General features: G+C 53.2%; 12 protein-coding genes. All 12 read left to right on the top strand.

The window, feature by feature from the left end:
• Window positions 1–978 precede the first annotated feature (978 nt).
• The 12 genes from lrhA to nuoL all read left to right on the top strand — a co-directional run bounded on the left by lrhA (window position 979) and on the right by nuoL (window position 14,675).
• Entirely contained in the window at window positions 979–1,923 is a 945-nt protein-coding gene (gene lrhA / locus J1779_RS06360; protein WP_056782235.1) for a transcriptional regulator LrhA, read from the top strand.
• Window positions 1,924–2,626: 703 nt separating this feature from the next.
• Window positions 2,627–3,070, top strand: a complete 444-nt coding sequence (locus J1779_RS06365; RefSeq protein ID WP_072158212.1) for an NADH-quinone oxidoreductase subunit A — start codon at window positions 2,627–2,629, stop codon at window positions 3,068–3,070.
• Window positions 3,071–3,092: 22 nt separating this feature from the next.
• Entirely contained in the window at window positions 3,093–3,767 is a 675-nt protein-coding gene (locus J1779_RS06370) for a NuoB/complex I 20 kDa subunit family protein (protein WP_056782240.1), read from the top strand.
• Between the two features lie 88 nt (window positions 3,768–3,855).
• Window positions 3,856–5,655 carry an NADH-quinone oxidoreductase subunit C/D gene (nuoC, locus tag J1779_RS06375; protein ID WP_238485085.1) on the top strand — a complete coding sequence of 600 codons (1,800 nt, stop codon included), beginning with the start codon at window positions 3,856–3,858 and terminating at the stop codon, window positions 5,653–5,655.
• Between the two features lie 2 nt (window positions 5,656–5,657).
• Entirely contained in the window at window positions 5,658–6,194 is a 537-nt protein-coding gene (gene nuoE, locus J1779_RS06380; RefSeq protein ID WP_238485086.1) for an NADH-quinone oxidoreductase subunit NuoE, read from the top strand.
• Window positions 6,191–7,561: an NADH-quinone oxidoreductase subunit NuoF gene (nuoF, locus tag J1779_RS06385; protein WP_056782245.1), complete on the top strand. Its 1,371-nt coding sequence runs from the start codon at window positions 6,191–6,193 to the stop codon at window positions 7,559–7,561. Before nuoE ends, nuoF begins: the two co-directional genes overlap by 4 nt.
• Before the next feature lie 143 nt (window positions 7,562–7,704).
• Window positions 7,705–10,431: an NADH-quinone oxidoreductase subunit NuoG gene (gene nuoG, locus J1779_RS06390; protein WP_217203179.1), complete on the top strand. Its 2,727-nt coding sequence runs from the start codon at window positions 7,705–7,707 to the stop codon at window positions 10,429–10,431.
• Window positions 10,428–11,405 carry an NADH-quinone oxidoreductase subunit NuoH gene (nuoH, locus tag J1779_RS06395; RefSeq protein WP_056782249.1) on the top strand — a complete coding sequence of 326 codons (978 nt, stop codon included), beginning with the start codon at window positions 10,428–10,430 and terminating at the stop codon, window positions 11,403–11,405. Before nuoG ends, nuoH begins: the two co-directional genes overlap by 4 nt.
• A 14-nt stretch (window positions 11,406–11,419) precedes the next feature.
• Window positions 11,420–11,962, top strand: a complete 543-nt coding sequence (gene nuoI, locus J1779_RS06400; protein ID WP_056782251.1) for an NADH-quinone oxidoreductase subunit NuoI — start codon at window positions 11,420–11,422, stop codon at window positions 11,960–11,962.
• A 12-nt stretch (window positions 11,963–11,974) separates the two neighbouring features.
• Window positions 11,975–12,532 carry an NADH-quinone oxidoreductase subunit J gene (gene nuoJ, locus J1779_RS06405; RefSeq protein ID WP_056782253.1) on the top strand — a complete coding sequence of 186 codons (558 nt, stop codon included), beginning with the start codon at window positions 11,975–11,977 and terminating at the stop codon, window positions 12,530–12,532.
• A complete protein-coding gene (nuoK, locus tag J1779_RS06410; protein ID WP_056782255.1) occupies window positions 12,529–12,831 on the top strand; it encodes an NADH-quinone oxidoreductase subunit NuoK in 303 nt (100 codons plus the stop codon). The genes nuoJ and nuoK overlap by 4 nt, the downstream gene beginning before the upstream one ends.
• Window positions 12,828–14,675: an NADH-quinone oxidoreductase subunit L gene (nuoL, locus tag J1779_RS06415; protein WP_122097549.1), complete on the top strand. Its 1,848-nt coding sequence runs from the start codon at window positions 12,828–12,830 to the stop codon at window positions 14,673–14,675. The genes nuoK and nuoL overlap by 4 nt, the downstream gene beginning before the upstream one ends.
• Window positions 14,676–14,689 lie beyond the last annotated feature (14 nt).

Below are 14,689 nucleotides of genomic sequence, written 5' to 3' on the forward strand. Positions count from 1 at the left end.
TGTGAGCCTTTTGCAGTAAAGCCTGTTCTTCCCTGGCGTTAATCGCCGTAGAACAGTGCGAAGCGGACAATTTACTCCCCCAAAGAGTGCATGAGAAGGGCTGCGCGCCCTTTTGGTGTAAAACAGCAGGAAAATCGCAGGGGGTGGGGGTTTCTGGTCATGTTGTGGATTTTGGTTGGTTTAATAATTTGCATAAAGAGAAATGTGTAGTTTTATATTTTACCAATGCGGGTTTTTTAATCTAAAAATTCCCTGTTTTGACTGTCTGACAGTGTTAAAGCCATCCTTTTGTTTCCGCAGTTTTGCAGACAACATCATTAAAACTTACCTAACCTCGACAAAATCTGAAAAAAAATAGCAGGAATTCTCCGTGCTGCGGCACGGGGGCAAGGTGAATTAGTTTTATTTATCTAATGATTAATAATAACTGCTGGATGAATGATCATAAGAAAATTTTGGAGAGGCCACTATTTCCATGGGTTTTATGAGGGCACCCTTTACGTATATTTAATAAAACCTGCACAAATAATAACGGGCGATCATGAAAATATCTTAATGGCCGCTAAACTGATTTTTTAGTCATGAGTTTGATATCAGCGTGAGCTAATGAATTTGTTGAATTATATTGTCTTACAACTTATCTGAACGGTAAATTTAACTTATGTATCCGGCTTGCTGACAGGCTTCAACCTCAGGTATCGACAGGAAAAGCGCAAAGAAAATAGGTGAGTGGAGCAGGCGAAAATGGTTTATTCTTATTAATTAAGCCTGGCTAATCATTTAACTTTTGTGTGGAGATTTTTCACGGCATCTGAGGAGATGAAAACTGCTTCTATGAAATTTTTCAGGCACAAATATTTCTCAATTTTGCTTATCTAATGAGTGAGTACCTGACATATCTGGTATTCTGCGGATGCTGATACTTTGACGCAGCATCAGGGTAGCTTGTTATTAGATTCTATAAAGCGAAGAAAAACTATGACAAATGCAAATCGTCCAATCCTCAATCTCGATCTTGACCTGTTGAGGACATTTGTAGCTGTTGCGGATTTGAATACGTTCGCTGCAGCAGCTGCTGCTGTGTGTCGTACTCAGTCGGCAGTCAGTCAACAAATGCAACGTCTTGAACAACTCGTTGGAAAAGAACTGTTTGCCAGGCACGGACGCAATAAATTATTAACTGAACACGGCATTCAGTTATTGGGGTATGCACGCAAAATTCTTCGTTTTAACGATGAAGCCTGCACCTCTTTGATGTACAGCAATGTTCAGGGCGGAATTACCATCGGTGCATCCGATGATACCGCCGATACCATTTTGCCTTTTCTGCTCAGTCGCGTGACGTCTGTGTACCCGAAACTGTCAATCGACGTACGGGTAAAACGCAGTCCGTTTATGCTATCGATGCTGGAAAGCGAAGAGATCGATCTGGCCATCACTACGATGACGGGCACAGAACATCCTCATATCATTCTGCGGACGTCACCTACGCTCTGGTACTGCGCGGCGGATTTCGCGTATCCATCCGGTGACAGTGTGCCGCTCGTGGTACTTGATGAGCCAAGCCCGTACCGCCAGATGGCGACAGAATACCTGAATCAGGCCGGTATTCCGTGGCGTATCGCTTACGTGGCATCGACATTGTCGGCTATTCGCGCCGCCGTTCGCGCCGGGTTGGGCGTGACCGCAAGACCTATCGAAATGATGAGCCCTGAACTGCGCGTTCTGGGTGAACAGGATGGTCTGCCGCGTCTGCCTGACACGCAATATGTACTGTATAAAAATGCCAACTGTAACAATGAACTGGCGATGGCCATTTTCAACGCGGTTGAACAGGGCAATGATCCTTATTCTCTCAGCGCTTACGGTCCCCGGCCTGTAGTGGATGACGATCATGAGCTGCTGGCTGATTCAAAAAGTTAAGATTACCGCCTCTTTTTACCTCCCGCCCGGATACTGCAGGGCGGGGGTAAAGGCCTCTACTCCTTTCGGGTAGTAAAACCTCTCTTTTTGGGTGTTTTATTTAAAATCTCACGCCAAACTTGTTTTTTCCTCCCTTAATGCTGCTTGTTCCCCGTCCTGACTGTTTCTGGTCTTCATTATCACCCTACTAAATCACGCAAAAATAGGCTTTTTTTCGCGTGAAAAAAACAGTGATTTTTTCTCGCCATTGACTTGTTGTTTTCTGTTATTCAACAAAACTTGTTAAAAGTGCGGCTTTTTTTCTGTCGAAATTGACAGAACTCTGACCTGGATCAAAAAAATAACCCCAATAAGAGAGTGGAAGCGTTGTCTATTCCTGCGACAATAGCAAAGCAACAAAGATGTCATAACTCCCGTCACAGGCTCATGCTTTATCACCCTTTTTAACTGACACGATTTAGCTTAAGTGTTGTCGCATGTAATGTTAATTAAATGATAAGCATGTAAACTAATGTGGAGATACTTTTGTCAAAGTTGACAAAAGGTTATAGAAAAGGGTAAAAAGCCCACAACAAATCACTGGCTTAATCCTTTGTTGAGTCGTGAACTGTGTGGTTATTAATCCTTCCCTTGAATCGATGTGGTGCGCAAACTGCCGATCCCATAGAGCAGATGCCAAAGCGCCACTTTTGATGAGTAAGCAATGAGTATGTCAACAGCCACTGAAGTCATCGCTCAACACTGGGCGTTCGCCGTTTATCTTATCGTCGCAATGGGGCTTTGCTGCCTGATGTTACTGGGCGCCGCGTTCCTCGGCGGGAGAGCCAGAGCGCGTTACAAAAATACCCCTTATGAGTCTGGTATCGCATCCGTGGGCTCAGCCCGCCTGCGTCTCTCCGCCAAATTCTATCTGGTCGCGATGTTTTTCGTTATTTTCGACGTTGAAGCCTTGTATCTCTATGCATGGTCAACTTCTATCCGTGAAAGCGGCTGGACCGGTTTCGTCGAAGCCACCATTTTCATTTTGGTACTGCTGGCTGGTTTGTTTTATCTGGTGCGGATTGGCGCGCTGGACTGGACGCCGACACGTTCGAAAGGACCTGTTAAACCAAGCCCGGCGATTAATACCAACAGTCACCCTCAGTAGTAAGTCATAGCGAGGCAATAAGATGGACTATACGCTCACCCGCGTAGACCCGGACGGTGAGAACGACCGTTACCCCCTGCAGAATCAGGAGGTGGTCGGCGATCCACTTCAGGAGCAGGTTAAACGCAGCGTTTTCATGGGAAACCTTCAGGAATCACTGCACGGCATGGTGAACTGGGGACGCAAAAACTCCCTCTGGCCGTACAACTTCGGCCTTTCCTGCTGCTACGTCGAAATGGTGACGTCATTCACTGCGGTGCATGACGTCGCGCGTTTTGGTGCAGAAGTTCTGCGTGCATCGCCGCGTCAGGCCGACTTTATGGTCGTGGCAGGCACCTGCTTCACCAAAATGGCCCCGGTGATCCAACGTTTGTATGACCAGATGCTCGAGCCGAAATGGGTGATTTCGATGGGTGCCTGTGCGAACTCCGGCGGTATGTACGATATTTATTCCGTCGTGCAGGGTGTGGATAAATTCCTGCCTGTCGATGTGTATATCCCGGGGTGCCCGCCGCGTCCTGAGGCTTACATGCAGGCGCTGTTGCTGCTGCAGGAATCTATCGGTAAAGAACGCCGCCCATTGTCATGGGTCGTCGGCGATCAGGGTGTTTACCGCGCGAATATGCAGTCTGAAAAAGAGCGTAAACGTGCTGAACGCATAGCCGTGACAAATCTGCGTTCGCCGGACGAGATTTAACACTGCGATCTGAGAGTCAACCCTGAGGGGTGGTGTATGCATATCCCCCTTACGGCATAAATGACCATTTAGTGTGGTGAAAAAAATTATGACAGATTTGACGACGCAAAATACCGCCCTGCCAGCATGGCATACCCGTGATCATCTTGATGATCCGGTTATTGGCGAGTTGCGTAACCGTTTTGGGCCTGAGGCCTTTACTGTTCAGCCGACCCGTACCGGAGTTCCCGTGGTGTGGTTCAAGCGTGAACAGGTACTGGAAGCGATTACCTTTCTACGAAAACAGCCAAAACCTTATGTCATGCTTTTTGACTTGCATGGCGTTGATGAGCGTTTACGTACTCACCGCGACGGTTTACCGGCCGCGGATTTTTCCGTTTTCTATCACCTGATCTCCGTCGAGCGTAACCGCGACATCATGATCAAGGTGGCGTTAGCGGAAAACGATCTCCATGTTCCGACCTTGACCAAGGTGTTCCCGAACGCCAACTGGTACGAGCGTGAAACCTGGGAAATGTTTGGTATTACCTTCGATGGCCACCCGCACCTGACGCGCATCATGATGCCGCAGACCTGGGAAGGGCACCCGTTGCGTAAAGATTATCCGGCGCGCGCCACCGAGTTCGATCCTTATGAACTGACCAAGCAAAAAGAAGAGCTCGAGATGGAAGCGCTGACCTTCAAGCCGGAAGACTGGGGCATGAAGCGTGGCACCGAAAATGAGGACTTTATGTTCCTTAACCTCGGACCAAACCACCCGTCATCACACGGTGCGTTCCGCATCATCCTGCAGCTTGATGGCGAAGAGATTGTCGACTGTGTACCGGATGTCGGTTACCACCACCGTGGTGCTGAAAAAATGGGCGAGCGCCAGTCATGGCACAGCTACATTCCGTACACTGACCGTATTGAATATCTCGGCGGTTGCGTTAACGAAATGCCTTACGTGCTGGCGGTTGAAAAACTTGCCGGTATCGTCACGCCGGATCGCGTCAACACCATTCGCGTGATGCTGTCTGAACTGTTCCGCATCAACAGCCACCTGCTGTACATCTCTACGTTTATTCAGGACGTGGGCGCGATGACTCCAGTGTTCTTTGCCTTTACCGATCGTCAGAAAATCTACGATCTGGTGGAAGCGATCACCGGTTTCCGTATGCACCCGGCCTGGTTCCGTATCGGTGGCGTTGCACATGACCTGCCGAAAGGCTGGGATCGTCTGCTGCGTGAATTCCTTGACTGGATGCCAGCACGACTGGATTCCTACGTCAAAGCGGCGTTGAAAAACACGATTCTGATTGGCCGTTCCAAAGGCGTGGCTGCGTACAACGCGGATGACGCGCTGGCGTGGGGCACCACCGGCGCTGGCCTGCGTGCCACCGGCATCGACTTTGACGTGCGTAAATGGCGTCCGTATTCCGGTTACGAAAACTTTGACTTTGAAGTGCCGGTCGGCGACGGCGTCAGCGACTGCTATTCCCGTGTAATGCTGAAAGTGGAAGAGCTTCGCCAAAGCCTGCGCATTCTGGAACAGTGCTACAAAAACATGCCTGAAGGCCCGTTCAAGGCGGATCATCCGCTGACCACGCCGCCACCGAAAGAGCGCACCCTGCAACACATCGAAACCCTGATCACGCACTTCCTGCAAGTGTCGTGGGGGCCGATCATGCCTGCGCAAGAATCTTTCCAGATGGTCGAAGCGACCAAAGGGATCAACAGCTACTACCTGACCAGTGACGGCAGCACCATGAGCTACCGCACACGTGTCCGTACGCCAAGCTTCCCGCATTTGCAGCAGATCCCGTCCGTAATCCGTGGCAGCCTGGTATCCGACCTGATCGTGTATCTGGGCAGTATCGATTTTGTAATGTCAGATGTGGACCGCTAACGATGACAGATATCAATAAAAACTCAGAGGTTCAGTTCATCAACGTCAGCGAGCCGGTGATCACGCCGGTGTTTGAACTGAGCGATGCTGAACGCGAAGCGATTGAACACGAGAAACATCACTACGAAGATGCCCGCGCGGCTTCTATCGAAGCGTTGAAGATCGTGCAAAAAGCGCGTGGCTGGGTGCCAGACGGCGCTATCTACGCGATCTCCGATGTTCTGGGCATTCCGGCCAGTGACGTTGAAGGTGTGGCGACGTTTTACAGCCAGATCTTCCGCCAGCCGGTTGGCCGCCATGTGATCCGTTACTGTGACAGCGTGGTGTGCCACATCACCGGTTATCAGGGGATCCAGGCTGCGCTGGAACAACAGTTGCACATTAAGCCGGGCGAAACGACGCAAGACGGTCGCTTTACTCTGCTGCCGACCTGTTGTCTCGGTAACTGTGACAAAGGCCCGTCGATGATGATCGACGAGGACACGCACAGCCGCCTGACACCAGAAGCCATCGGCCAGCTACTGGAGCGCTATGTATGACAATCAACGGTTATACGCCAAGACATATTGAACGCACGCCGGAAATGCATCCGCTGACATGGCGTATGCGTGACGATGAGCAGCCGGTCTGGATCGACGAATACCGCAGCAAAAACGGTTACGTCGGCGCAGAAAAGGCGCTCAAAAGCATGGCGCAGGAAGAGATCGTCAACCTGGTAAAAGACGCTGGCCTGAAAGGGCGCGGCGGTGCGGGTTTCTCCACCGGTTTGAAGTGGAGCCTGATGCCAAAAGACGAAAGCATGAACATCCGCTATCTGCTGTGTAACGCCGATGAGATGGAACCCGGTACTTATAAAGACCGCATGCTGATGGAACAAATGCCACACCTGCTGGTGGAAGGCATGCTGATTTCCGCGTTTGCACTGAAATCTTACCGTGGATACATCTTCCTGCGTGGCGAATATATCGAAGCCGCCGTGAATCTGCGTCGCGCGATCGCTGAAGCCACTGAAGCGGGTCTGCTGGGTAAAAATATCCTCGGTACCGGTTTTGATTTCGAACTGATCGTGCATACCGGTGCGGGCCGCTACATCTGCGGTGAAGAGACAGCACTGATTAACTCGCTGGAAGGCCGCCGCGCTAACCCGCGTTCCAAACCACCGTTCCCGGCCTCTGCCGGTGCATGGGGTAAACCGACCTGTGTGAACAACGTCGAAACCCTGTGTAACGTGCCTGCCATTCTTGAGCACGGTGTGGATTGGTACAAAGGGATGTCTGCGGGCAAAAGCGAAGATGCAGGCACCAAACTGATGGGCTTCTCCGGTCGGGTGAAAAATCCGGGCGTCTGGGAACTGCCGTTTGGTACGACTGCACGTGAAATTCTTGAAGATTATGCCGGTGGTATGCGTGATGGCCTGAAATTCAAAGCCTGGCAACCGGGCGGCGCAGGGACTGACTTCCTGACTGCCGATCACCTGGATCTGCCTATGGATTTCGCCAGCATCGGTAAAGCCGGTAGCCGTCTGGGTACTGCGTTGGCGATGGCAGTCGATCATGAAATTGGCATGGTTCCGCTGGTTCGAAATCTGGAAGAGTTCTTCGCCCGTGAATCTTGTGGCTGGTGTACGCCGTGCCGCGACGGTTTGCCGTGGAGTGTGAAGATCCTGCGCGCGCTGGAACGTGGTGAAGGGCAGCCGGGAGACATTGAAACTCTCGAACAGCTTTGCCGCCAGCTTGGTCCGGGCAAAACCTTCTGCGCACACGCGCCGGGTGCCGTGGAGCCATTACAGAGTGCGATTAAATATTTCCGGGAAGAGTTTGAGGCGGGCATCGCCAAACAGCATTACAGCAACGCGCGGGCGATTGGCGGTATTCAGCCAAACAATCTGCTGAAACAGCGCTGGTAGTGAAGGCAACAGGCAGCGGACGTGAGCCCGCTGTGCGCGAAATCCCAATACAAGGGACGCGCTGTCGAGTGATAGACGCCAACCCGGCAAGAATTTTTGATTAACGCCCGCCGTCAGGTGGGCCACGTGGAAGCATGCTGACTATGGCTACGATTCATGTAGACGGCAAAGAATACGATGTAGACGGAGCGGACAACCTGTTACAGGCTTGCCTCTCTCTCGGCCTCGATATTCCTTATTTTTGCTGGCATCCGGCGCTGGGAAGCGTCGGCGCTTGCCGCCAATGTGCGGTTAAGCAATACCAAAACGCGGAAGACACGCGCGGTCGTCTGGTGATGTCATGTATGACACCAGCGTCTGATGGCACCTTCATTTCCATCGACGACGGCGAAGCGAAAGAGTTTCGCGAGAGCGTTGTGGAATGGTTGATGACCAACCATCCGCACGACTGTCCGGTGTGTGAGGAGGGCGGTAACTGTCACCTGCAGGATATGACAGTCATGACCGGCCACAGTATGCGCCGTTACCGTTTCACCAAGCGTACCCATAACAATCAGGATCTCGGCCCGTTCATCTCTCACGAAATGAACCGCTGTATCGCCTGTTATCGCTGTGTCCGTTACTACAAGGATTACGCGGACGGCACAGACCTGGGTGTATATGGCGCGCACGACAACGTCTATTTCGGTCGTCCGGAAGATGGCCCGCTGGAAAGCGAGTTCTCCGGTAACCTGGTAGAAGTGTGTCCGACCGGTGTATTCACCGATAAAACGCACTCCGAACGCTATAACCGTAAATGGGACATGCAGTTTGCGCCAAGCATCTGCCAGCAATGTTCTGTTGGCTGTAACACCAGCCCGGGTGAGCGTTATGGCGAACTGCGTCGTATCGAAAACCGTTATAACGGTACCGTAAACCACTACTTCCTCTGCGACCGTGGCCGTTTCGGCTATGGCTACGTGAACCTGAAAGATCGTCCTAAGAAGCCATTGCAGCTGCGTGGCAACGACTGGATTGAACTGAACGCTGAACAGGCGATGCAGGGCGCGGCAGACATCATCCGTCAGGCGAAGAAAACCATCGGTATCGGTTCTCCACGCGCCAGCCTCGAAAGCAACTTTGCCCTGCGTGAACTGGTGGGAGCCGAAAACTTCTACACCGGGATCAACGCCGCTGAGCAGGGTCGTCTGCAACTGATGCTCAACGTTCTGCGCAACAGCGGCGTACATACGCCAGCATTGCGTGAAATCGAAGAGTACGATGCCGTGCTGGTGCTGGGTGAAGATCTGACTCAGACCGGTGCCCGTATCGCTCTGTCTGTCCGTCAGGCCGTTAAAGGCAAAGCCCGTGCAATGGCCGCCGCTCAGCGTGTTGCTGACTGGCAGATTGCGGCGGTGCAAAACATCGGTCAGCACGCCAAACATCCGCTGTTTATTACCAACGTAGACAACACCAAACTCGACGATATCGCAGCGTACAATTACCGTGCGCCGGTCGATGAGCAGGCCCGTTTCGGCTTTGCAATCGCCCATGCGCTGGATAATTCAGCGCCAGCGGTCAGCGATCTGGCTGATGGTCTGAACAAGAAAATTGATGTGATCGTGCAGGCACTGACCGGTGCCCGTAAGCCTCTGATCATTACCGGTTCTAACGCCGGTTCTGATGCGATCATTGAAGCGGCAGCGAACATCGCCAAAGCATTGAAAGTGGCGGGCAGTGATGTCGGTATCACTTTCGTGGCTTCTGCGGCAAACAGCATCGGCTTGTCCATGATTGGCGGCGGTACGCTGGATGATGCGCTTGAGTTGCTGGCCAGCGGCGACGCAGACAGCGCCATTGTGATGGAAAATGACCTTTATCGTCAGGCTCCTGAAGCGAAGGTGGATGCGGCGCTTGCCAGTGTGCAAAACCTGGTGGTTGTTGACCATCAGCGCACGCGCATCATGGATAAAGCCAGTCTGATCCTGCCTGCGGCGAGTTTTGCCGAAAGCGACGGTACGCTGGTGAATCAGGAAGGCCGCGCTCAGCGCTTCTTCCAGGTCTACGATCCGGCTTACTACGACACCACCGTTTCCATGCTGGAAAGCTGGCGCTGGATGCACTCGCTGCATTCAACCGTCAACAGCCGCCACGTTGACTGGACTCAGCTCGATCACGTGATCGAAGCCTGCGTCGAGGCATTGCCGCAGCTGAAGGGCATGGTTGAAGCTGCGCCAAATGCCAGCTTCCGCATTCGTGGTCAGAAACTGGCGCGTTCTCCGAACCGCTCCAGTGGACGTACTGCAATGCGCGCGAACATCAGCGTGCACGAACCGCGTCAGCCGCAAGATAAAGACACCATGTTTGCCTTCTCGATGGAAGGGAACAACAGCCCGACAGCCAACCGCAATCAGGTACCTTTTGCCTGGGCACCTGGCTGGAACTCACCGCAAGCCTGGAACAAATTCCAGAGCGAAGTTGGCGGCAGTCTGCGCCACGGTGATCCGGGTGTGCGTCTCATCGAAGCGGGGGAGGGGAGTCTCGACTACTTCACCACTATCCCTGCTGCATTCACCACCACAGTGGGTAACTGGCGTGTCGCGCCTTACTATCACCTGTTCGGCAGTGAAGAGATGACCCAGCTTTCTTCCGTCATTCAGCAACGCATGCCAGCACCTTATGTGATGGTTAACCCGGCCGATGCCGCGCAGCTAGGTGTGAATGCAGGTTCTCAGGTGGAATTCACCTGTGCCGGTCAGACACTGAAATTGCCGGTTCGCCTGAGTGAAACCCTGGATCAGGGTCAGCTTGGTTTACCGCTGGGCTTGCCGGGCATTCCGCCGATTCTGGTTGGCGCTACGGTTGAAAATCTGCGGGAGGCTGCACAATGAGCTGGTTTACACCTGTCGTAATCGACACGCTGATCGCCGTCCTGAAAGCTATCGTGATCCTGCTGATCGTCGTGACCTGCGGGGCTTTCATGAGCTTCGGCGAGCGTCGCCTGCTCGGCCTGTTCCAGAACCGCTACGGACCAAACCGTGTCGGCTGGGGCGGTTCCCTGCAGCTGGTTGCTGACATGATCAAGATGTTCTTCAAGGAAGACTGGGTACCTAAATTCACCGACAAAGCCATCTTTACGCTGGCCCCGATGATTGCGTTTACGTCCCTGTTGATCTCCTTTGCGATTGTTCCGGTCAGTCCGACCTGGTTCGCCGCAGATCTGAACATCGGTATTTTGTTCTTCCTGATGATGGCCGGTCTGACCGTCTATGCCGTGTTGTTCGCTGGCTGGTCCAGTAATAACAAATACTCGCTACTGGGTGCGATGCGTGCGTCTGCCCAGACACTGAGCTACGAAGTGTTCCTCGGTTTATCACTGATGGGCGTTGTGGCGCAGGCCGGTTCCTTCAATCTGCAGGACATCGTCATTTCTCAGTCGCACATGTGGAATATCATTCCGCAGTTCTTCGGTTTTGTGACCTTTGCCATCGCCGGTGTCGCTGTCTGTCACCGCCACCCGTTTGACCAGCCGGAAGCCGAGCAAGAACTGGCCGATGGTTACCACATTGAATATTCCGGTATGAAATTCGGTCTGTTCTTCGTGGGGGAATATATCGGTATCGTGACGGTTTCTGCGCTGATCGTGACCTTGTTCTTCGGTGGCTGGCAGGGTCCGTTCCTGTATCCGGTGATCTGGTTTGCACTGAAAACGGCGTTCTTCATGGTGATGTTCATTTTGATCCGTGCTGCTTTACCGCGTCCCCGCTACGACCAGGTGATGTCATTTGGCTGGAAAGTTTGCCTGCCATTGACCTTGCTTAATCTGCTGGCGACCGCTGCGGTCATCTTGTACAACGCGCAATAAGGGGTGATGAAACCATGACATTGAAAGACATAGTGGTCGGGTTCGGGACCCAGGTTCGCAGCTTGTGGATGATAGGCATGCATGCCTTCGCCAAGCGCGAAACCCAGATGTACCCGGAAGTGCCGGTCAATCCACCTCCGCGTTACCGTGGTCGTATCGTGCTGACGCGCGATCCCGACGGTGAAGAGCGCTGCGTTGCCTGTAACCTGTGTGCGGTAGCCTGTCCGGTCGGCTGTATTTCTCTGCAAAAAGCAGAGCATAAAGACGGTCGCTGGTACCCGGAGTTCTTCCGCATCAACTTCTCACGCTGCATTTTCTGCGGCCTGTGCGAAGAAGCGTGCCCGACAACAGCTATCCAGCTGACGCCGGACTTCGAAATGGGTGAATTCAAACGCCAGGATCTGGTGTACGAAAAAGAAGATTTGTTGATCTCTGGACCGGGTAAATATCCGGAATATAACTTCTACCGGATGTCCGGTATGGCCGTTGACGGCAAGCCGAAAGGCGATGCGGAAAACGAAGCCAAACCGATCAACGTCAAAGGTCTGTTGCCCTAAGGAGCCGCAAGCATGGAATTTGCATTTTATATTGCAGCCCTGGTGGCCGTGTTGGCGACATTGCGTGTTATCACGCATACCAACCCGGTACATGCACTGCTGTATCTGATCGTCTCTTTGCTGGCGATTGCTGCGGTGTTCTTCTCGCTCGGCGCGTACTTCGCCGGTGCGCTGGAGATCATTGTTTACGCCGGGGCCATCATGGTGCTGTTCGTGTTCGTGGTGATGATGCTGAACCTTGGCAACGTCCAGGAGCAGGAACGCGCATGGTTGCAACCTTCGACCTGGATCGGTCCTTCAATTCTGGCAGTTGTTCTGCTGGGCGTGATGATCGCATCAATTCTTGGTCTGCACGACCACGGCATCAAAGGCGAGATGGTTGACGCGAAAGCCGTCGGCATCGCGCTGTTTGGTCCTTACGTTCTGGCCGTGGAACTGGCGTCAATGCTGCTGCTGGCCGGTCTGGTCGTGGCGTTCCACATCGGTCGTGAACATAAAGCGGGTGAAGTCTTTGGTGACGCACCGGTCACGACGGAAATGGCGAAACGAAAAACGGAGGAGAGAGCATGATCCCTCTACAACATGGCCTGATCCTGGCCGCGATTCTCTTTGTGTTGGGGCTGACCGGGCTGATTGTCCGTCGTAACCTGCTGTTTATGCTGATCAGTCTGGAAGTGATGATCAACGCAGCGGCGCTGGCGTTCATTGTGGCTGGAAGCTATTGGGGTCAGGCAGACGGACAGGTGATGTACATCCTGGCCATCAGCCTGGCTGCGGCGGAGGCCAGTATTGGTCTGGCGTTGCTGCTGCAACTCTATCGCCGTCGCCACACTCTGAATATTGATACTGTCAGTGAGATGCGCGGATGAACTTATTATATTTAACAATTCTGTTCCCGCTGATTGGCTTCCTGTTACTGGCCTTCTCACGCGGTCGCTGGTCTGAAAATACGTCTGCTACCATTGGCGTGGGGTCGATTGGTCTGGCAGCGCTGACCACTGTCTACGTTGGCATCAACTTCCTTAGCCAGAAAGCGGCAGGCGTTGACGTCTTTAGTCAGACACTGTGGAACTGGATGCAGGTCGGCGATTTCAATATCTCCGCAACGCTGATCCTCGACGGCCTGTCAATGACCATGCTTTCTGTGGTCACCGGCGTCGGCTTCTTCATCCACATGTTTGCGTCCTGGTACATGCGCGGTGAAGAGGGCTACTCCCGCTTCTTCGCGTACACCAACCTGTTTATCGCCAGCATGGTCGTTTTGGTCCTGGCAGATAACCTGTTGCTGATGTACCTCGGCTGGGAAGGCGTGGGTCTTTGCAGCTACCTGTTGATCGGTTTCTACTACACCAACCCGGCCAACGGCGCGGCAGCGATGAAAGCGTTCATTGTGACCCGTGTCGGCGACGTGTTTCTGGCATTTGCGCTGTTCATTTTGTACCGCGAGCTGGGTACGCTGAATATCCGTGAACTGATGGTGCTGGCACCGCAGAAACTGGCGGTAGGTGACACGGCAATCACCTGGGCAACCCTGATGTTACTGGGTGGCGCAGTGGGTAAATCCGCACAGCTTCCGCTTCAGACCTGGCTGGCAGACGCCATGGCCGGTCCGACACCGGTTTCCGCGCTTATCCACGCCGCAACCATGGTTACCGCTGGTGTTTACCTGATTGCACGTACCCACGGCCTGTTCCTGATGGCGCCTGAGGTTCTGCATCTGGTGGGCATTATTGGTGCGGTAACGCTGGTGCTGGCAGGTTTTGCCGCCCTGGTGCAAACCGACATCAAACGCGTACTTGCTTACTCGACCATGAGCCAGATTGGTTACATGTTCCTAGCGCTGGGCGTACAGGCGTGGGATGCAGCAATCTTCCACCTGATGACGCATGCGTTCTTCAAAGCACTCCTGTTCCTTTCTTCCGGTTCGGTCATTTTGGCCTGCCACCACGAGCAGAACATCTTCAAAATGGGTGGATTGCGTAAATCCATTCCGCTGGTGTATGTCTGCTTCCTGGTCGGCGGCGCGGCGTTGTCAGCCTTGCCAATCATTACCGCGGGCTTCTTCAGTAAAGATGAAATCCTTGCCGGTGCGCTGGCTAACGGTCATCTCAATCTGATGGTCGCGGGTCTGGTGGGTGCGTTTATGACCTCGCTGTACACCTTCCGCATGATCTTCATCGTCTTCCATGGCGAAGAAAAAATTAAAGCCCATGCGGGTAAAGGCATTACCCATCACCTGCCGCTGCTGGTGTTACTGGTTCTGTCCACCTTCATTGGCGCGATGATTGTTCCGCCTCTGAAAGGCGTTCTGCCGGAAACCACTGAGCTGGCGCATGGCAGCGTGCTGACCCTGGAAATCACGTCAGGCGTGATTGCGATTGCCGGTATTCTGCTGGCGGCGGCCCTGTATCTGGGTAAACGCTCGCTGGTAAACAGCATCGCGAAAAGCGCACCGGGTCGTTTCTTCACGACCTGGTGGTTCCACGCCTGGGGCTTCGACTGGCTGTACAACATGATTTTCGTGAAACCGTATCTGGCTATCGCGAAACTCCTGCAACGTGACCCGCTGAACTCGATGATGAATCTGCCTGCGATCTTTACCCGTCTGGGGAATCGCGGTCTGACGCTGAGCGAGAACGGTATGGTCCGCTGGTATGTCGCGTCAATGGGGCTGGGTGCAGTGGTTGTTCTTGCGCTGCTGCTGGTGATTTAAGCCTGTCTTACGGG

This window comes from Rahnella rivi (assembly GCF_019049655.1).
Taxonomy (GTDB): domain Bacteria; phylum Pseudomonadota; class Gammaproteobacteria; order Enterobacterales; family Enterobacteriaceae; genus Rahnella; species Rahnella rivi.

What these genes read in the sequence shown, in the direction of transcription:
- lrhA (WP_056782235.1), top strand. Translation starts at nt 979, where the DNA reads ATGACAAATGCAAATCGTCCAATCCTCAATCTCGATCTTGACCTGTTG.
- J1779_RS06365 (WP_072158212.1), top strand. Translation starts at nt 2,627, where the DNA reads ATGAGTATGTCAACAGCCACTGAAGTCATCGCTCAACACTGGGCGTTC.
- J1779_RS06370 (WP_056782240.1), top strand. Translation starts at nt 3,093, where the DNA reads ATGGACTATACGCTCACCCGCGTAGACCCGGACGGTGAGAACGACCGT.
- nuoC (WP_238485085.1), top strand. Translation starts at nt 3,856, where the DNA reads ATGACAGATTTGACGACGCAAAATACCGCCCTGCCAGCATGGCATACC.
- nuoE (WP_238485086.1), top strand. Translation starts at nt 5,658, where the DNA reads ATGACAGATATCAATAAAAACTCAGAGGTTCAGTTCATCAACGTCAGC.
- nuoF (WP_056782245.1), top strand. Translation starts at nt 6,191, where the DNA reads ATGACAATCAACGGTTATACGCCAAGACATATTGAACGCACGCCGGAA.
- nuoG (WP_217203179.1), top strand. Translation starts at nt 7,705, where the DNA reads ATGGCTACGATTCATGTAGACGGCAAAGAATACGATGTAGACGGAGCG.
- nuoH (WP_056782249.1), top strand. Translation starts at nt 10,428, where the DNA reads ATGAGCTGGTTTACACCTGTCGTAATCGACACGCTGATCGCCGTCCTG.
- nuoI (WP_056782251.1), top strand. Translation starts at nt 11,420, where the DNA reads ATGACATTGAAAGACATAGTGGTCGGGTTCGGGACCCAGGTTCGCAGC.
- nuoJ (WP_056782253.1), top strand. Translation starts at nt 11,975, where the DNA reads ATGGAATTTGCATTTTATATTGCAGCCCTGGTGGCCGTGTTGGCGACA.
- nuoK (WP_056782255.1), top strand. Translation starts at nt 12,529, where the DNA reads ATGATCCCTCTACAACATGGCCTGATCCTGGCCGCGATTCTCTTTGTG.
- nuoL (WP_122097549.1), top strand. Translation starts at nt 12,828, where the DNA reads ATGAACTTATTATATTTAACAATTCTGTTCCCGCTGATTGGCTTCCTG.